At 63.4% G+C, this 18,427-nt stretch carries 17 protein-coding genes; 7 read left to right on the forward strand and 10 right to left on the reverse strand.

The features are described 5' to 3' along the window. The first annotated feature begins 12 nt into the window (after positions 1–12). Positions 13–1,254, forward strand: a complete 1,242-nt coding sequence (locus ACLK1G_RS21795) for a TIGR03862 family flavoprotein (RefSeq protein ID WP_420767301.1) — start codon at positions 13–15, stop codon at positions 1,252–1,254. A gap of 133 nt (positions 1,255–1,387) precedes the next feature. Here the strand turns inward: ACLK1G_RS21795 and rhlE1 are convergent, their stop codons facing one another. The 5 genes from rhlE1 to ACLK1G_RS21820 form a co-directional block, all read right to left on the reverse strand. Next, a complete protein-coding gene (gene rhlE1, locus ACLK1G_RS21800) occupies positions 1,388–2,725 on the reverse strand; it encodes an RNA helicase RhlE1 (RefSeq protein WP_420767302.1) in 1,338 nt (445 codons plus the stop codon). A 58-nt stretch (positions 2,726–2,783) separates the two neighbouring features. Further along, the gene (gene yedA, locus ACLK1G_RS21805; protein WP_420767303.1) at positions 2,784–3,686 is read right to left on the reverse strand and encodes a drug/metabolite exporter YedA; all 903 of its coding nucleotides are present in this window, start codon (positions 3,684–3,686) and stop codon (positions 2,784–2,786) included. Positions 3,687–3,843: 157 nt separating this feature from the next. Then, positions 3,844–4,455, reverse strand: coding sequence for a 3'-5' exonuclease (locus tag ACLK1G_RS21810; RefSeq protein ID WP_420767304.1), 612 nt, complete (start codon positions 4,453–4,455; stop codon positions 3,844–3,846). Between the two features lie 21 nt (positions 4,456–4,476). Then, the gene (locus ACLK1G_RS21815; RefSeq protein WP_030140338.1) at positions 4,477–4,956 is read right to left on the reverse strand and encodes a LabA-like NYN domain-containing protein; all 480 of its coding nucleotides are present in this window, start codon (positions 4,954–4,956) and stop codon (positions 4,477–4,479) included. A 128-nt stretch (positions 4,957–5,084) separates the two neighbouring features. Further along, positions 5,085–5,840: a DUF2076 domain-containing protein gene (locus ACLK1G_RS21820; protein ID WP_420767305.1), complete on the reverse strand. Its 756-nt coding sequence runs from the start codon at positions 5,838–5,840 to the stop codon at positions 5,085–5,087. Between the two features lie 178 nt (positions 5,841–6,018). Between ACLK1G_RS21820 and ACLK1G_RS21825 the strand changes: the two genes are divergently transcribed. Then, positions 6,019–6,678 carry a DUF7847 domain-containing protein gene (locus ACLK1G_RS21825; RefSeq protein WP_420767306.1) on the forward strand — a complete coding sequence of 220 codons (660 nt, stop codon included), beginning with the start codon at positions 6,019–6,021 and terminating at the stop codon, positions 6,676–6,678. Next, positions 6,675–7,754, forward strand: a complete 1,080-nt coding sequence (locus ACLK1G_RS21830) for an endonuclease/exonuclease/phosphatase family protein (protein ID WP_420767307.1) — start codon at positions 6,675–6,677, stop codon at positions 7,752–7,754. The genes ACLK1G_RS21825 and ACLK1G_RS21830 overlap by 4 nt, the downstream gene beginning before the upstream one ends. A 130-nt stretch (positions 7,755–7,884) precedes the next feature. Here the strand turns inward: ACLK1G_RS21830 and hrpB are convergent, their stop codons facing one another. Continuing rightward, the gene (gene hrpB / locus ACLK1G_RS21835) at positions 7,885–10,401 is read right to left on the reverse strand and encodes an ATP-dependent helicase HrpB (RefSeq protein WP_420767308.1); all 2,517 of its coding nucleotides are present in this window, start codon (positions 10,399–10,401) and stop codon (positions 7,885–7,887) included. 95 nt (positions 10,402–10,496) lie between these two features. Here hrpB and ACLK1G_RS21840 point away from each other — a divergent pair, with 95 nt between their 5' ends. Beyond that, complete coding sequence (locus ACLK1G_RS21840; RefSeq protein WP_420767309.1) at positions 10,497–10,916, forward strand: polyribonucleotide nucleotidyltransferase; 420 nt, start codon at positions 10,497–10,499, stop codon at positions 10,914–10,916. Between the two features lie 27 nt (positions 10,917–10,943). Further along, complete coding sequence (locus ACLK1G_RS21845) at positions 10,944–11,837, forward strand: cation diffusion facilitator family transporter (RefSeq protein WP_420767310.1); 894 nt, start codon at positions 10,944–10,946, stop codon at positions 11,835–11,837. Between the two features lie 178 nt (positions 11,838–12,015). On the opposite strand, the gene ACLK1G_RS21850 is transcribed toward ACLK1G_RS21845, so the two are convergent. After that, positions 12,016–13,020, reverse strand: coding sequence for a DUF6515 family protein (locus ACLK1G_RS21850; protein WP_420767311.1), 1,005 nt, complete (start codon positions 13,018–13,020; stop codon positions 12,016–12,018). Between the two features lie 413 nt (positions 13,021–13,433). Here ACLK1G_RS21850 and ACLK1G_RS21855 point away from each other — a divergent pair, with 413 nt between their 5' ends. Together ACLK1G_RS21855 and ACLK1G_RS21860 are read left to right on the forward strand one after the other, a co-directional pair. Continuing rightward, positions 13,434–13,913 (forward strand): Lrp/AsnC family transcriptional regulator, encoded by a 480-nt coding sequence (locus tag ACLK1G_RS21855; RefSeq protein ID WP_039594083.1) that lies wholly within the window; start codon positions 13,434–13,436, stop codon positions 13,911–13,913. Positions 13,914–14,165: 252 nt separating this feature from the next. After that, positions 14,166–14,375, forward strand: coding sequence for a DUF2788 domain-containing protein (locus ACLK1G_RS21860; RefSeq protein ID WP_003228500.1), 210 nt, complete (start codon positions 14,166–14,168; stop codon positions 14,373–14,375). On the opposite strand, the gene ACLK1G_RS21865 is transcribed toward ACLK1G_RS21860, so the two are convergent. The 3 genes from ACLK1G_RS21865 to ACLK1G_RS21875 all read right to left on the reverse strand — a co-directional run bounded on the left by ACLK1G_RS21865 (position 14,370) and on the right by ACLK1G_RS21875 (position 18,384). Further along, the gene (locus ACLK1G_RS21865; RefSeq protein ID WP_420767358.1) at positions 14,370–14,936 is read right to left on the reverse strand and encodes a pseudouridine synthase; all 567 of its coding nucleotides are present in this window, start codon (positions 14,934–14,936) and stop codon (positions 14,370–14,372) included. The genes ACLK1G_RS21860 and ACLK1G_RS21865 overlap by 6 nt on opposite strands. A 138-nt stretch (positions 14,937–15,074) precedes the next feature. Then, positions 15,075–16,574 (reverse strand): AMP nucleosidase, encoded by a 1,500-nt coding sequence (gene amn, locus ACLK1G_RS21870; RefSeq protein ID WP_305501175.1) that lies wholly within the window; start codon positions 16,572–16,574, stop codon positions 15,075–15,077. A gap of 160 nt (positions 16,575–16,734) precedes the next feature. Continuing rightward, positions 16,735–18,384, reverse strand: coding sequence for an acyl-CoA dehydrogenase family protein (locus tag ACLK1G_RS21875; protein WP_420767312.1), 1,650 nt, complete (start codon positions 18,382–18,384; stop codon positions 16,735–16,737). Between the last annotated feature and the right edge of the window lie 43 nt (positions 18,385–18,427).

Here is an 18,427-nt window from a genome sequence, read left to right on the forward strand (position 1 = left end):
GCAGTTCACACCATGACCTCGACCACCCAGCCCTCCTCCCCACACATCGCCATCATCGGCGGCGGCCCCGCCGGCTTGATGGCAGCCGAGGTGTTGAGCCAGGCCGGTGTCCAGGTCGACCTGTACGACAGCATGCCGTCGGTGGGCAGGAAATTTCTATTGGCGGGCGTGGGCGGCATGAACATCACCCACTCCGAAGCGTTCCCGGCGTTCCTGTCCCGCTACGGCGAACGCTCGCCAAATATCGCCCCGCTGCTGCGGGCATTCGGCGCGGATGAGTTGTGCCAATGGATACAGGGCCTGGGCATCGACACGTTTGTGGGCAGCTCGGGGCGCGTCTTTCCGACCGACATGAAAGCCGCCCCACTGCTGCGCGCCTGGCTCAAGCGCCTGCGGGACGCCGGGGTGGTGATCCACACCCGCCACCGCTGGCTTGGCTGGAGCCCCGACGGCGGCTTGCGCATCGCCAGCCCGGACGGTGAAAAAACCTTGTTCCCCGACGCAACGCTGTTGGCGCTGGGCGGCGGCAGTTGGTCGCGCCTGGGTTCCGATGGCGCCTGGATGCTGTCGCTGGAACAGCGCGGCGTGGCGTTGGCACCCTTGCAACCGAGCAATTGCGGATTCGACGTGGCCGCCTGGAGCGACTTCATGATCGGCAAGTTCGCCGGTGCCCCGCTCAAGAACATCGCCATCGGCCTCAACGACGATGTGCCACGCCTGGGCGAATGCGTAATCACCGCCACCGGCCTCGAAGGCAGCTTGATCTATGCCCTGTCGGCAGCGATCCGCGAGGCCATCAACCAGCACGGCAGCGCGACCATTCATCTGGACCTGTTGCCAGGCCGGCCTGTGGATAAAATCCTCCAGGCCTTGAACAAACCACGCGGGTCACGCTCGATGGCCAAGCACTTGCACAGTCAATTGGGGCTCGACGGGGTCAAGGCAGCGCTGTTGCGCGAGCTGACGTCCGCCGATTGCTTCGCCGACATGGCGCGGCTGGCGAAAGCGATCAAGGCATTGCCGGTCACGCTGGTGAAAACCCGTCCACTGGACGAAGCCATCAGCAGCGCCGGCGGCGTGACCTTCGAAGCCCTGGACGAACGGCTGATGCTCAAGCAATTACCCGGCGTTTTCTGCGCGGGGGAAATGCTCGACTGGGAAGCGCCGACCGGCGGCTACCTGCTCACGGCGTGCTTTGCCAGTGGCCGGGCGGCGGGGTCGGGGATGCTGGCGTGGTTACAGCGCCTGGATTGAAAACCTGGGCGCGGCCATCGCGAGCAAGCTCGCTCCCACAGAAGATCTGTGGTGCATACAGGATCTGTGAACACCTGAGCACCACTGTGGGAGCGAGCTTGCTCGCGATAGCGGTATATCAGGCGCAGCAATATCAAGGCTTACGCTTACGCGGCCCGGTATTGAAAACCGGCACTTTTCGCACAGGTTTGACCGACGGTTCCACCGGCCCCGAATCGCCGCTGTCCACCCACTTGCCCAGGTTGCGCTTACCGCCGCTGCTCTGGGTTTTCGGTTTCTTCGGCTTCTTCGGTTTTTTGATGACCTGGCCGCTGGCATCGGTCTCCGGCACGCGGTGTTCAGGCTCGAAATCCTGTTCCATCTGGCGCGGCAATGTCTGACGGGTCAGGGTCTCGATGGCCGACAGCAGGTTCACTTCATCGGCGCAGACCAGGGAAATCGCCTGGCCCGTAGCACCTGCCCGGCCCGTACGGCCGATGCGGTGGATGTAGTCCTCGGCCACGATCGGCAGGTCAAAGTTCACCACCAACGGCAAGTCCTCAATGTCCAAGCCACGGGCGGCGACGTCGGTGGCTACCAGGATCTGCACTTCGCTGGCCTTGAAGCGATCCAGCGCGCGCTGGCGGGTCGCCTGGGGTTTGTCACCGTGGATGCCGTCGGCATTCACACCGAGGCCCTGGAGTTTTTCCACCAGCGCATCGACGCCGTTGCGGGTCTTGGCGAACACCAGCACCTGCTTCCACTTGTGCTTGCGCATCAGGTGAATGAACAGTTCCGGCTTGCGCTTCTTGTCCACCGTCACCACCCATTGCTTGACGGTATTGGCAGCCACGTTGCGCGGGCTCACTTCGATGCTCAGCGGGTCGTTGAGCATCTGCCCGGCCAACAGGCGGATCGCATCGGAGAAGGTCGCCGAGAACAGCAGCGTCTGGCGCTTCTTCGGCAATGCCTTGTAGATGTTCGCCAGCTCTTCGGAGAAACCCAGGTCGAGCATGCGGTCGGCTTCGTCCAGCACCAGCGTTTGCAATTGGTTGAACTTCAGCGCGTTCTGGCGGAACAGATCGAGCAAGCGGCCCGGCGTGGCCACCAGCAAGTCGACACCTTTGCGCAACTTCATCATCTGCGGGTTGATGCTGACACCGCCATATACGGCGTAGGTGCTCAAAGGCAAGTGCTGCGCATATTGGCGCACGCTTTCGTGGACCTGCTCGGCCAGCTCGCGGGTCGGCACCAAAATCAGCGCACGCACCGAGTTGGCGGCGACTTTCGGCCCTTCGGTGGTCAGCAACTGCAACAGCGGCACGGCGAAACCGGCGGTCTTGCCGGTGCCGGTCTGGGCCGCGGCCATCAGGTCGCGCCCGGCGAGCACGGCCGGCATGGCTTGGGCCTGGACCGGGGTCGGAGTCTGGTAGCCGAGCGTCTCGAGGGCGCGCAGCAGGGGTTCGATCAGGCCAAGGGTGGCGAAAGTCATGGAGGTACCGTAGGAAAAATCAGCGCAGGGTGTGCAATGCGCGGCAGTTTACCCTAAATCAGGATTCGGCCGGTGCGGGCTTGGGCTTGCGCCACTGGGGCAAACCGATCAGCACCACGGCGCTGATGATCACCAGCATCGCCAAGGCTTCCTCGATACCAATGGTTTCACCGGCGAAGACGATCCCCAGCAACACCGCCACCGCCGGGTTGACGTAGGCATAGCTGGTGGCCGCGGCCGGGCGCACATGCTTGAGCAGATACATGTAGGCGTTGAAGGCAATGATCGAACCGAAACCGATCAGGTAGACCAGCGCGAACCAGCCTTCCAGCGGCGGCATGTGGTCCAGACGTTCGCCGCTGGCAAAGCTGCCGATCAATAGCACCACGCCGGCCACCAGCATCTCCACGGCGCTGGCCATCGCTCCCGCCGGCAACGGCAGATGTTTGCTCAGTACCGAACCGAAGGCCCAGGAAGCCGCCGCGAACACCAGCAAGGCCGCCCCCAACGGGCTCGATTGCAGGTTGGAGCCCAGGTTGAGCATGGCGATGCCGATCAATCCCAACACAATACCGGCCCATTCGAGACGGGTATTACGCGCGCCCCAGAAATATCCACAGAGCAAGGTAAACAAAGGCACCGTCGCAACGGCCAACGCCGCCACCCCCGACGCCACGCCCATGTGCTCGGCGATGCTCACCGCACCATTGCCGAACGTCAGCAACAGCACGCCAATGAGCGCCCCGGCCTTCCATTGCGCCCAGGTCGGTGCCGGCGCCCCGCGCCAGCGCAGGAAGCCGTACATCAGCGATCCGGCGATCACGAAGCGAATCCCGGCCAGCAGCAACGGCGGCCAATGCTCGACGCCAATGCGAATCACCAGGTAGGTCGAACCCCAGATGACGTACAAGGCAAAAAAAGCAGCGATCAGAGGCAAGGGGAAACGGCGTGGGCCAGGCATGTTCAGCTCGAAGTCAGGACGATGAAACCTGTCATTCTAGAAAGGCGATCGACAGAAATTAAGTTACAAAATCTGTTTATCCGAGCCATACACTTTTCAAGACACGACAGATCTCAGATCAACACAACCCACCCTGTGGGAAGGTTTCGCGGTGTATTCAGAACCCGCGATGGCGTTTGAGGTGTTCGTTGATCTTCGCCGCCGGCACTTTTTGCAAGCTGCACAGCAAGTCATGGGACAACGCCCGCAGCCCATGCTTTTCTCGCAGTTCCGAGGCCAGGTGCGCGGTGAGGTTGGCGGCCATTTCGGCGTCGGCCATGGCGCGGTGAGCCTGGCCGGTGTGGGGCAAGCCGGCGAAAGTGTTGAGGGTGCCAAGCTTGTGGTTCGGCGCCGCTGGCATCAAGCGCCGGGCCAGTAACAGCGAGCAGGCAAAGTTCTGCAAGCGGGTGCGCTTGATGCGTCCCAATTCGAAATCCCAGAACTTCTGGTCGAACGCGGCGTTGTGGGCCAGCAGCGGCGTGATGCCGACGAATTCGTTGACCTCGTTCATCACTTTTTCCGCCGGGGGTGCGCTGCGCAGCATGGCGTTGCTGATGCCGGTGAGCTGTTCGATGAAGGCCGGGACGCGAACGCCCGCGTTCATCAGGCTCTGATAACGGTCGACGATCCGGCCCCGTTCAAGGATCACCACGGCGATTTCGGTGGCCCGGCAGCTGCTGCTCGGGGTGATGCCGGTGGTTTCAAAGTCGATGACTGCGATGCGTTCCAAACCTGTGGGGCTCCTTGAAGATCAGTTCTTGAGCAGCAGCGCGCCTTCAATGGGCACGTAGCGGCTGGCGGCGCGGATCAGCGAGTTGGCGGTCAGCCCCGGTACACCGTAGGCCACCGCCTGCACGCCATGCTTGCTGATGATGCGTTCGAGCAGCATGTCGAAATCGCCGTCGCCGGAGGCCAGCACCACCTCATCGACGTGATCGGCGGCGTCCATGATGTCCAGCGTGATGCCCACGTCCCAGTCGCCCTTGGCCGAGCCGTCGCTGCGCTGGATGTAGGGCTTGAGCTTCACGGTGAAACCCAGGTTGCGCAGGATCTGCTGGAACTGTTGTTGCTTGCTGTCGCCGCGATCGATCGCGTAGGCATAGGCCTCGACGATCTGACCCTGTTTGCTGACATCAGCCCACAACGCCGCATAGTTGAAATGGCAGCCGTAGGCTTGGCGCACGGTGTAATAGAGGTTCTGGACATCGGCGAACACTGCGATTTTTTTCACCGCGTTTCCTCATGAGTGCACACGCGCGCAGGCCACCAGGCCCGAAAAGTCGCCCAGTATGCCAGCCTCAAGGAATGTTCCGCGAATAATCGGCCCGAGGCGGCTGGGCGCCTCGGACGAATGGCAGGTCAGACGAAGGAGTCGTCGTCGCCGAAGAAGGACGAATCGTCGCTGTAGTCCGCGTCGCTGAAACCGCCCGGGTCGTTGTCGTAGGTACTGTTGTCGGCCGTGCGCGAGTCATCGCCCCAACCGTTGCCACTGTTATCAACCGTGTCGTTGACGGGTTGGGCCGGTTCTTCCTTGAGAATCTCGACGATTTCCTGAGGCTGATTGCTATGGAAGAGGCTGCTGATGCCTTGCGCCAGCATCACGCCACCGGCCACGCCCGCTGCGGTTTTCAGCGCACCGCCCAGGAAGCTGCCCGCCGCTGGGGCTTGCTGCGGCGGCGCGCCATAGTTGCCGGGCGCTGCGCCTAAGCCTTGCTGTGTCGGCGTATTGAAAGATGGCCGTGCCGGTTCGCGCCAGCCGCCACCGCTGGGTGCCGGCGCGCTTGCGGGACGTGAATCTCGGTTGCTGCCGCCGAAGATGCTTGAAAGAAAGCCACCGCCACCGCTTGGCGCCGATGCCTGGTTGCGCGCCTGCTGCAACTCGGCTTGCAATTGCTCGACCTGCTGGGCGAGTTGCTTGTTCTGCTCGTCCAGTCGCTTGATCGCCGCCTCTTGCACCAGGATCGCCTGGGTCATGAAATAGCCCGCCGCAGGCTGCTTGGCCAAATGCTCCTTGATCCGCGCCTCAGCCTGGGCGTCGCGCGGGGCTGAATCCTTTTCGGCCTGTTGCAGCCGTGAAAACAGTCCATCGATCAGGGTTTGTTCTTCGCTGTTCATGGCGACCTCATCAGATTGCCGGATAAAAAACCAGGCCGGTCCGCAAAAGACCGGCGCCCGTCTGTAATGGGGCCCGCCAAGACGCTTTCAATGGTCTTTACCTGATGTTTACGTTTGTTTATGCGGGCAGCTGATGGGTAAAGTGTCGGACCGCTTTTCTGAACTGCGATACCGACCCATGAATCCGTTAGAAGTACTGCGTGACTCCTTGTATTTTTTCAAGCGCCATCTGGGCCGGATCGCCCAGTTGTGCCTGCCGCTGGTGATACTTGAAGCCGTGCTGCAACAAGGGGTGGACAGCGCCGTCGGGGCCGAGGGCTTTTCCGGTTACAGCGTGATCGTCGGGCTGTTGGTATACCCGCTGTACACCGCGGCGTTGATTCTGTTTCTTGACGCCCGCAGTCGTGGCGAAGCCCCCCGCCCTCGCGACCTGCTCGCGGCCTCGCTCCTGCAATGGCCACGCTTTGCCTTGCTGACCGCCCTCAATACGCTGCTGATCTTGATTGGCATCTCGTTGTATTTCCTGCCAGGGCTTTGGCTGATGGTTGTCCTCGCCTTTGGTGAGTATCTGGTGGTACTCAAAGGCTTGGCACCACTGGCCGCGATGAAGGAAAGCCTGCGCATGAGCCGCGGTCATTTCTGGCGGATCCTGCTGTGTATCCTGGCGGTGATGATCCCGCTGTGGCTGCTCAAGGGCGCCAGCGTCTCGGTGTATCCGCCGCCGCAAAACCCCTTGGTCAGTTTGCTGATCGACAGCATCCACAGCTTCCTGCAATTGTTCACTACGGTGGTGCTGTTCCGAATGTTCATGTTGATTGCAGAAAAACCTGAGCCATGACCCGCCTGCTGCGATACGCCCTGCTGGGCCTGCTGTTGATTGTCGGAATCGGCGCCTTTTCGGTTTATGGCCTGACCTGGCGTCCACAGGCCCGGGAAACGCTGCCCGTCAGCTGCGCCGCCAACGCCGCGCCGCTGATGCCCGGCCAGGCCTTGAAAGTCATGACCTGGAACGTCCAGTTCATGGCCGGCAAGCGCTATGTGTTCTGGCACGACCTGGCCCAGGGCAACGATGAAAGCCCGACTCCCGAAGACATGGCCTTCAGTCTGGACGAAGTGGCTCGGGTCATTCGCGACGAGCAACCAGACGTGGTGTTGCTCCAGGAACTGGACAACGGCGCCAAGGCCAGCGAGTACCAGGACCAGCTCAAGCTGTTGCAGGAACGCCTGGCCGACCTCTACCCGTGCGGCACCAGCGCCTTCGACTGGAAAGCCGACTTCATTCCCGATCCGCGCATCTTCGGCAGCGTCGGCCGACAGCTGGCGACGCTGAGCCGCTACCGCATCGACCACGCCGAGCGGGTGCAATTGCCGGTGGCCGATGGGAACTTCATCAGCCGTCAGTTCCAGCCGAAAAACGCCTTGCTCGTGAGTTACCTGGCCCTTAACGGCGGCGGTCAACTGGCGGTGCTCAATACGCACCTGGAGCGAGCCACGCAGCCGCACGACACGGCGCGCAGGCAGGTCGAAGCCATTTCCAAGTCCCTCGACAAGCTCGAGTCCGCTGGCACGCCCTGGCTGATCGGGGGCGATTTCAACCTGTTGCCCCTGGGCCAATACCGGCGCCTGTCGATTGAACAGCGCTCGCCCTACTCCGCGGACAGCGAGCTACATTTGCTATGGGACAAATACCCGATGATCCCCACCAACAACGAGGCCAGCGGTATCGACCGCACGCACTGGCTGACCCACTACCCCAACGACCCCGGCCTCAACGGCCCCGACCGCACCGTCGACTACCTGTTCTACAGCCCACGCCTCAAACGGGTCGAAGCCCAGGTCCGACAGGACGACACGTTGCGCATTTCCGATCATTTGCCGGTGATTGCGCGGTTTTTGTTGCCGGCGATGCCTTAGTCAGACTCGCCTTGCCCACTGTGGGAGCGAGCTTGCTCGCGATCGCGGTGTGTCTGCCAATACTGATGCAGCTGATTCGCCGCCATCGCGAGCAAGCTCGCTCCCACAGTGGGCCTGCGGTGGGACCAGGTCACTTGCGCGGCTTGATCCGCGCCGTTGCTTCAGCCACCAACGGGTCGTCCGGCCAGTAATGTTTGGGATACCGTCCCTTGAGGTCCTTCTTTACCTCGGCGTAGGTGCTGCGCCAGAAGTTCGCCAGGTCCTGGGTCACCTGCACGGGCCGACGAGCCGGCGACAGCAGGTGCAACTTGACCACCTGCCGCCCCCCAGCAATGCGCGGGGTGTCAGACAGGCCGAAGAGTTCCTGCAAGCGCACCGCGAGGATCGGCGGATGTTCGCTGTAGTCCAGGCGGATCGACGATCCCGAGGGCACGCTCAAGTGGTGCGGCGCCAGTTCATCCAAGCGTTGCGGCAGTGGCCAGGGCAGCAGGTTATGGACGATGCTCGACAGATCAAGGTTGGCGAAATGACTGAGCCGCGACACCCGTCCCAGGTACGGCATCAACCAATGTTCGAGACTGCTCAGCAGTGCGGCATCGCTGACGTCCGGCCATTCGCTCTGGCCCTTGCTCTCCACATCGAGGCGACGCAACAGCGCCACCCGCGCCTGCCATTGCCGCAACTCCGGCGTCCACGGCAGCAGCTCCAGGCCCTTGCGCCGCACCAGGTTGACCAGCGCCTGGCTTCGGGCGGCTTCATCCAGCCCGGTCAACGGCTCGCGACTGAGCACCAGCTCGCCGACCTTGCGCTGGCGCTCGGCGCGCAGTACGCCTTCGCGCTCATCCCAGTCCAGCTGGTCGACCGTATGCACCTGCTCGGCCAGCACCGAGTCGAACAGCGTCGGGTCGAAATCCGTCGCCAGATAAATCCGCTCTTCGCGCTGGCCTTGGCGGCTGCCCAAATCGGCAATGACCAGCCAGGGTTGCTTCATCAGGCTGTCGGCCTCGGCAAACAGCGCCGCACGACCGTTGGCCAGGCGATACTCCGCGCCGCCGGGCCGGCGCTGTTGGGCGACGCGATCCGGGTAAGCCAGCGCCAGCAGCGCGCCGAGCCAACGTGGATGATCGGGATCGGCCACGGCTTCCCCAGCCTTGCCCCGCAAGTAACCGCGATATTGCCGGGCCAATTGCCGCGCCCGCTGCACGCCACCCTGGGCGCCGCGTGCCGCCCGTTCCTCGCCGGAGAGCAAGGCCAGGCGACTATGCAGGTCCGCGCCGGCGCCGCGAAGAATGTCGCGCTCGCCCAACAACGCGGCGACGTTGCAGGCCATGTCCGCCAGCCCCAGCCCCTGGCCGCGCAACAGCAAGTGGGCAATTCGCGGATGAGCCGGCAGTTCGGCCATGGCCTGGCCGTGGCGGGTCAGTTGGCCGCCATCGAGTGCGCCGAGACGTTGCAACAGGTCTTGGCCCTGGGCATACGCGGCAGTCGGCGGGACGTCGAGCCACACCAATTGCTGCGGCGTAACGCCCCAGCGCCCCAATTGCAGGGCCAGCCCGGCCAGGTCCGCCGAAAGAATTTCGGCGCTGCCATAAGCGGCCAGCTGTTCGTGCTGGTCTTCGGACCACAGCCGATAGCACACCCCCGGCTCCAGGCGTCCGGCACGGCCGGCCCGCTGGGTCGCGCTGGCGCGGGAGATGCGCTGGGTGTCCAGGCGGGTCATGCCGCTGCCCGGATCGAAACGCGGGACGCGGGCGAGCCCGGCATCCACCACCACCCGCACGCCATTGATTGTCAGGCTGGTCTCGGCGATGTTGGTCGCCAGCACGACTTTGCGCAGCCCGGGCGGTGCTGGATCGATGGCGGCGCGCTGGGCCGTCAGGTCCAGTTCACCGTGCAACGGGCACAGCAACACGTTGCCGCCGTCGCCAAGGGCGTCGGCCAATTGTTGATGAACCCGGCGGATTTCGGCTTGCCCGGGCAAGAACACCAGCACGCTGCCGGTTTCGTCGTGCAGCGCTTCGAGCACGGTCTGCACCAGTCGCGGCTCGATGAATTCCCCAGGTTGGAACGGCCGGCCCCAACGCACCGTCACCGGGAACATCCGTCCTTCGCTGCGCAGGATCGGCGCGTCGTCCAGCAATCCCGCCAGGCGCTCGCCTTCCAGGGTCGCGGACATCAGCAGAATTTTCAGTGGCTGGTCTTCGCGAAACAGCTCCCGGCCATTGAGGCTCAAGGCAAGGGCGAGGTCGGCGTCGAGACTGCGCTCGTGGAATTCGTCGAAAATCAGCAGCCCCACGCCTTCCAGCGCCGGATCGTCCTGCAGGCGGCGGGTGAGAATGCCTTCGGTGACCACTTCAATGCGCGTGTTGAGGCCCACCTTGCTGTCGAGGCGAATCCGGTAGCCCACGGTTTCACCGACCTTTTCCCCTAGCTCACTGGCCAGGCGCTCGGCCGCCGCCCGTGCCGCCAGGCGCCGGGGTTCGAGCATGAGGATGGTTTGCCCGGCCAGCCAAGGCTCGTTCAGCAGGGCCAAGGGAACACGGGTGGTTTTACCGGCGCCGGGGGGCGCTTCGAGCACCGCTTCGTGGCGCGAGGCCAGGGCTTGGCGCAGCGCGGGTAAAACTTCATCAATCGGCAAAGAAATCATGCTGGCTCCAAAACAGAGGGCCGAGTATAACGGCGAACTGTTTGGCGTGGTCTGGACTCCAACCAGCAACGCCCATACCTGCTCAGGAGATTGCTATGCGTATTCCCTTTCGCGTGATCGGCGGCGTCCTGGTCGCCACCCTGCTGACCCAGATCAGCGCGTGCGGCTCGATCTTCTACCCGGACCGTCGCGGCCAGATCGAAGGCAAGATCGACCCGGCCATCGCCGCGCTCGATGCCGTTGGCCTGCTGTTCTACATCATCCCCGGCCTGATCGCCTTCGCCGTGGACTTCGCCACCGGCGCGATCTATTTCGAGCCGGGCCGCAGCGTCCAGATCGAGCCTGAGAAACTCAAGCCGGCCATCAACCCCGACGGCACGGTCAATAACCACAAGCTGCAAGCGATCCTGGAAAGCGAGCTGGGTCGCAGTTTCCCGCTGGATGACCCACGTCTTATCCAGCACAAGGGCAACGTCCAGCAACTGGCCGCGTTCGGCCTCAAACCCGCCGCATAAGAGGCGCAGCCCAAGGAAGACCGCGCCATGACCACCCGCACCGAACACGCTCGCCTGCTGCGCATGGCCACCCGGGCATCGGTGGCCGTGGCACTCGTGCTGATCGTCGCCAAGGCGCTGGGCTGGTGGCTCAGCGGCTCGGTGAGCATGCTCGCCGGCCTGACCGACTCGGCGTTGGACGGCGTCACCTCGCTGCTCAATCTGCTGGCGGTGCATTACGCGCTGCGCCCCGCCGATGAAGATCACCGCTACGGGCATGGCAAGGCCGAATCCTTGGCCGGCATGGCCCAGGCGCTGTTTATCGGCGGCAGCGCGGTATTGATCGCGTTGCAGGCTTTCGAGCGGCTGAAGGACCCGGTGCCCGTGGACGCGCCCTGGCTCAGCGTCGGCGTGATCGTGTTTTCCCTGTTGCTGACCTTGGCCCTGCTGGCGCTGCAGCATCGGGTCATCCGCGCCACCGGCTCCAATGCCGTGCGCGCCGACTCGCTGCATTACCGTTCGGATTTGTTGCTCAATGGCAGCATCCTGGTGGCGCTGGTCCTGGCCGGGTTCGGTTGGTATCAGCTCGACGCCTGGTTCGGCCTGGGGATCGCGGTATACATCCTGTGGAGCGCGATCCAGATCGCCCGGGAAAGCTTTGCGGTGCTGATGGATGAAGAGCTGCCGCCCGACGTCAGCCAACGCATGCTCGAGCTGGCCTGCGCGGTGCCCGGCGTGATCGGCGCCCATGACCTGCGCACGCGGGTCTCCGGCAACCATTGGTTCGTGCAACTGCACCTGGAACTGCCGGGGGAACTGACCCTGTCAGTGGCCCACGGCATCAGCGACCAGGCCGCCGATGCGATCCAGCGTGCTTATCCGAAGGCCGAAGTGCTGGTGCATGCCGATCCGTCGGAAGTGGTGAAGCGCGCCAGCGCCTAGCTCGTGCACACAAACGTGTGGCGAGGGGATTTATCCCCGTTGGACTGCGAAGCAGTCCCAAAGCAGCCAACTCAATCTGCCTGGCACACCGAGGCGGTGGTTCAGGGCCGCTTCGCACCCCAGCGGGGATAAATCCCCTCGCCACAAAAAGCAGCGTCCACACGATCTTTGCCACGCCTCAGTACGTCACCTGATACCCACGGCTGCTCAAGCAATTGCCCTGCGCCTGGCGATAGGTCTGCACCACCTCCGGCGCCGGCGGGTAGGTGTAGTTGCGCGGGTCGAACCCACTCTGCTGCACCGCCCAGCGATAGCAATCGTAGCCGTCCTGGTTGACCTGTTCCCGGGACTGGCCGTTGGCCGGATAAGCCACCACATCAAAACTGTTGCCCTGCGGTTGCGGCTGCGGGTTGGCGACCGGCGCGTCGACCACGACGTAGTCCTGGGTATTGGCTTCGTAGATGTAATAGGCGCCGGCGGCGAGGAAGAACAGCGAACTGCCGATCCAGACCTCGCGGGCATAATCGGGCAGATAACGGGTGCGAATGCCCCGTGGCGGCTGGACCACGACATAACGCGGCCCTTGAGGGCGATACCAGTAGCCACCGGAGTAGAAATAATCGTGGCCGCGATAAGGCACACGATAATTGCGATCCGGGAAGCGATCGATCACATAACCCGGGCGATATTGCGGCCCCGGCCCCCAGCCGTTGCCATGGCCGTCAGGCCGGCCGGGCCAGTGCTGCTCGGGACGCCCCTCATGACCGGGACGAGACCCGCCATTGGGGTAGCCATCGTTGCGGCGCGGGATGTCGCGGTAGTAGCCCGGTTGCGGTTCACGGGTCTGGTTCACGCTGTCGGGCCGGCCCTGGATCGGCAGGTTGTTGCCCGGCTGTTGCGGTGGGCGGCCGTGACTGTTGGGGTCCTGCGGTGGACGCTCATATTGCTGTCCACCCGGGTTTTGCGGCCTGACCTCGAACTGTCGGCTGTTATCGCCCCGGATGATCTCGTTGCTTTGCTGCCTGGGTTGCCCTGAATAACCCTGGCCGTTGCCGCCTCGTCCGTTCTGCCCGCGGTCACCGTCCGGGCCGCCACGGTTTTGCTGATCGTCGGCCACCCCCTGCGCACTGACACTTGCCCACAACAGACCAACACCTGCCAAACGCCAGATGCGCGACTTCATGAAATTCCTCACAACGGTTCGGGGCCTGGACGTAAGACTGGAAAAGCCCAGGCCGGTTCGGCGATAGGTTATCAGCCGCGGGGTCTATTTCGCAGGCATAAAAAAGGGAGGCCCGTCGGCCTCCCCTTGAGAATCTAGTCCGTGCTCGACGCTTTTGACGTCGGCTCACCTCACGCCGTCTTCTGGACAGTGTGCAGCTCGGGGGTCTGCCAGTACCGGTGGGTACTGCGACCGCAGCCGGCCGGATTGGGCGGGCTGCACTGGACTGTTTGTCCGAGCAGTGATCTTGGTGATAAGCATAGGCCCGAGGCATCGGCAGGCGATTGCGAAGATTGCTCGAATAAACTCCACTTGCGCAATTTTTACCTCAGGATGGATAATCCAACGCAATTAACCGAATAAAGGCCCGCTCGATGAGCAAACTTGACCGTTACGACCTGAGTATTCTGGCGGAATTGCAGCGCGACGCACGTATCTCCAACCAGGAACTGGCCGAACGCATCGGCCTCTCGCCCTCACCGTGCTCGCGGCGGGTCAAGCAGTTGGAAGACGACGGCTATATCACCCGCCAGGTTGCCCTGCTCGATCGCAAGATGCTGGGCCTGAGCCTCACCGCCTACGTGCTGATCGGCATGGATCGCCACACCCCCGATCGCTTCGAGACCTTCGAAGCCGCGATCCGCAACCTGCCGCAAGTACAGGAATGCAGCCTGGTCACCGGCATCGATGCAGACTACCAGCTCAAGGTGGTGGTGCCGGACATGGACCACTATCAGAAATTGCTGTTGGGGCATCTGACCCGAATCGAAGGGGTCACCAGCGTGCGGTCGAGTTTCGTGTTGAACCAGGTGCTCAACAGCACCGAACTGCCGTTGACACATCTGCGCAGCTGACCGCTTTTGTGGCGAGCGAGCTTGCTCGCGCTCGACTGCGCAGCAGTCGCAAACCGGCCCACTGGCAATCAGAAACCGGTCAGATCTTTTTGGGGTCGCTGCGCAACCGAGCGGGAGCAAGCTCCCTCGCCACAAAAAGCTCCAGCTTGCGATGAATAGCTGCGACACACCGCCGCAGCCCAATCCTGCGCCCCGCCCCCATGCCGTATACTCGCCGCGCCTTTACAACCCCGCCAATGCCGGAGTGCCCCGATGGATCCTGCTGTTTTCGAAGAGTGGATGATGACCGGCCTGGTCAGCATCCTGATCATTTTCATGGGTTTCATCGTCTGGGACCTGGCGAAGAAGTCCAAGGCCGGGCGCTTTGGTTCGTTCATCCTGTTTTTTGTGCTGGGCCTGGGCGTCGCGGCGTTCATCATCAAGAGCGTGGTGATCGGCCTGATCGAATCCGGCGCGTTATAAGCGCGCCGGCACTTCCTTCCACTGGCCCTGGTCGAGCCCTTCGATCGTCCAATCGCCGATCCTGACCCGCACCAGCCGCAGAGTCGGCAATCCCACGGCGGCAGTCATGCGGCGTACCTGGCGGTTACGCCCTTCGCGGATCACCAGTTCCAGCCAGCTCGTCGGCACGCTTTTACGAAAACGCACCGGCGGGTTGCGCGGCCACAACTGCGGTTCGTCCAGTAGGCGGGCCTCGGCCGGCAGCGTCATGCCGTCGTTCAATTCCACGCCATCGCGCAAGCGCTGCAGCTGTTCGTCGCTCGGCTCCCCCTCGACTTGAACCCAATACGTCTTGGCCAGTTTGTGCTTGGGGTCGGCGATTCGCGCCTGCAATTGCCCGTCGTTGGTGAGTAACAACAGCCCTTCGCTGTCACGGTCCAGCCGACCGGCCGGGTAGATGCCGGGCACGTCGATAAAATCCTTGAGCGTGGCGCGCCCTTCGCCGTCGCTGAACTGCGTCAGCACGTCAAAGGGTTTGTTGAACAGGATCAGCTTCGGCTCGGACGGCGGCGCCTTGGCCACGCGGCGCGGGGCGGAGGCTGAGGGCTTTGCGCCAGGGCGGCGGGAAACGGGACGGGGCGGTCGGGGCATGGCAGTGAAACATCTAACGGTCTGGGCCGACCATGCTAGTGGCCCGACCGTTAAATGACCACCACCTGATCAGCGGAACGGCGGCTCATCGAAACTGCGCAGTTTGCGCGAGTGCAACGAGTTGAGTTCGTTGCGCAGCAGGTCCAGCGCCGCGATGCCGATCTTCAAATGCTGGTTGACCGCCCGCTCATAAAACGCGTTGGCCGAGCCCGGCAGCTTGATCTCGCTGTGCAGCGGTTTGTCCGAAACGCAAAGCAACGTGCCATAAGGCACCCGCAGGCGGTAACCCTGGGCAGCGATGGTGCCGCTTTCCATGTCCACCGCGACGGCGCGGGAGAGGTTGATCAACGGTCTCTCCTGGGCCCAGCGCAGCTCCCAGTTGCGATCGTCGTAAGTCAGCACGGTGCCGGTGCGCAGGCGCTTTTTCAGCTCGTCGCCTTTCTCGCCGGTGATGTTCGCCGCCGCCTGCTGAAGCGCCAGTTGCACTTCGGCCAGGGCCGGGATCGGGATGTTCGGCGGCACGACGCGGTCGAGGATGCCATCGCGGCGCATATAGGCGTGGGCCAGCACGTAGTCGCCGATAGTCTGGGATTGTCGCAGGCCGCCGCAGTGGCCGATCATCAGCCAGCAATGCGGACGCAGCACGGCCAGGTGGTCGGTTATGTTCTTGGCGTTGGACGGCCCGACGCCGATGTTCACCAGGGTTACGCCATGGCCATCGCTGGCCTGCAAATGATAGGCCGGCATCTGGTAGCGGTGCCAGACCACACCCGCGGCGATGGCCGAGGCTTCGCCGTGGTCCATGTTCTTGTCGATGATCACGTTGCCCGGCAGCACCATGCGCACGAAGCGCGGGTCGCTGCGCAGTTGCTCCAGGCCATGGACGATGAATTGGTCGACATAACGGTGGTAGTTGGTCAGCAGGATCCACGGCTGCACATGGCGCCAGTCACTGCCGGTGTAATGCACCAGCCGACGCAGGGAAAAGTCCACCCGCGCGGCGTCGAACAGCGCCAGGGGCAGCGGGTCGGTGTTTTCCCAATCGTACAAACCGTCGGCGATGCCGTCGGTGGCGGCCGACAGGTCGGTGCTGGGGAAAACCCGCGCCAGCACGGCGGCGGTCACACCGGAGCCGGCCAGCTCATCGCCCTGCTCCACCACGTACGGGTACGGAATGTTCTGCTCGCTGACGCCCACTTCGACGGTGACAGTGAAGTCGTGCATCAACGGAACGAGTTGTTCCAGCAGGTACTTACGGAACGCGGCCGGGTGGGTGACGGTGACGCTGTAGGTGCCGGGCAGCTGGACCTTGGCGTAGGCGCGGGTGGTTTGCGGGACCTCGCCGTGGCAATGGTAGGTCAGGCGCAGGGCCGGATAGCGAAACAAGGCCCGTTGCTCGGCATCCGGCTCGATGCGGTCCTTGAGATACCGCTTGAGCGCCTGGTTCAGCGCAGTGGTCGCACGCTCGTGCAGGGCCGCCAGCCGATCCACGGCTTGCTCGGCGGTTTGAACGACAATAAACGCTTCGGTCACGATCAGCTTCCTGTGTTCTGACTTGCAGGCCTTCATCTTGCCTGCATCGTGGTCCGACGGGAACAGTGGCGTATGGGTATTGCGAGAGCGAGCCTGCTCGCGATAGCGGTGGGTCAGGCACTGGGAAGGTTGGTTGTGCCGACGCTATCGCGAGCAGGCTCGCTCCCACAGGGTCATGTGCCGAACTGAGCCCTTTTTAGAAACCCCGTGGGGTCGAGCGAGCGACGATGGCCTCCACGTTCAAGCCTCGGGGCAATGCGCCGTAGACCCTGGCGCCGGCCCCAAGGCGACTGGCAATGAACCCATCGCTGACGTCGCTGTTGCCCGCTTCAAGCAGCAATCGCGCCTGCAGCCCAACAGCGATGTCTTCGGTCAATTGCCGGGCGCGGTATTGGATGTCGTCGATGTCTTTGAATGCCGCGTGCAATTGGTCGATGTGGCGGGCCAGGCGTTTATCGCCATGGCCATCGCCCAGTTCGTTGAACAGCACTTCCAGTACGCCCGGTTCCTTGGACAGGGCCCGCAACACATCGAGGCATTGCACATTGCCGGAGCCTTCCCAGGTCGAATTGACCGGCGCCTCACGATACAGGCGAGGCAGGATGCTGTCTTCGACGTAGCCGGCGCCGCCCATGCACTCGGCGGCTTCGTTGATCATCGCGGGGGCGCGCTTGCAGATCCAGTATTTGCCTACCGCCGTCACCAGTCGGGCGAACTTGGCCTCGTGGTCGTCGTTCAAGTGGTCCAGCGCCCGCCCCATGCGCAGGCTCAGGGCCAGCGCGGCTTCGCTTTCCAGCGCCAGGTCGGCCAGCACGTTTTGCATCAATGGCTGTTCGCTCAATACTCTGCCGCCGACCTTGCGGTGCGCGCAGTGATGACTGGCCTGGGTCAGCGCCTGGCGCATCAGCGCGCTGGAGCCGACCATGCAATCGAAGCGAGTCATGGCAACCATCTCGATGATCGTCGGCACGCCTCGGCCCTCCTCCCCGACCATCCAGGCCAGCGCACCGCGAAACTCCACTTCGCTGGATGCATTGGAACAGTTGCCCAGCTTGTTTTTCAGTCGCTGGATATAGAACTGGTTGCGCGTGTCGTCCGGGCGATGGCGCGGCAGCAGGAAACAGGTGAGGCCCTTGTCGGTCTGGGCCAGGGTGAGGAAAGCGTCGCACATCGGCGCCGAACAGAACCATTTGTGCCCCACCAGTTCGTAGGCCTGGCCGGGCCCGCTGGCGCCTACCGGATACGCCTTGGTGGTGTTGGCCCGCACGTCGGTGCCGCCTTGTTTTTCGGTCATCGCCATGCCAATCGTGACCCCGGCCTTGTGGGCGATGCCGACGTTGCGCGGGTCGTACTCGGTGGCGAGCACCTTCGGCACCCAGCGCTCGGCCAGGTCCGGTTGCAGGCGCAGGGCCGGCACGCTGGCGAAAGTCATGGTCAACGGGCAACCGGTGCCGGCTTCGGCCTGGCTGTGCAGGTAGGTCATCGACGCACGGGCGACATGGGCGCCGGGTTGCGGATGAGCCCACGGCAGGCTGGGCAAGCCGTGCTCGACGGCGGTGCGCATCAACTCGTGATACGCGGGATGAAACTCCACCAGGTCGATGCGATGGCCATACCGGTCATGACTGGAAAACACCGGCGTGTTCTGGTTGGCCAGGAACCCCGCTTCCATCAACGGCCCGCCGGCCAACGCACCGTAGGCATCGATCCGCGCCTGCGCCCAACCGGCACCGAAACGCTGGGACCACTGTTGCAACGGCAGATCGATGCGGTACAGGTTGGCGCCGTCCAAGGACGGCGGCTGATTGGTGACGTCGTGGGTTTCGGCGAACTGATGCAAGTTCATGACGGGGCTCCTCGGTCGGCCAGCAGAGGATCAGTTAAGCACC

It is taken from the genome of Pseudomonas algeriensis (assembly GCF_048847255.1).
Lineage (GTDB): Bacteria > Pseudomonadota > Gammaproteobacteria > Pseudomonadales > Pseudomonadaceae > Aquipseudomonas.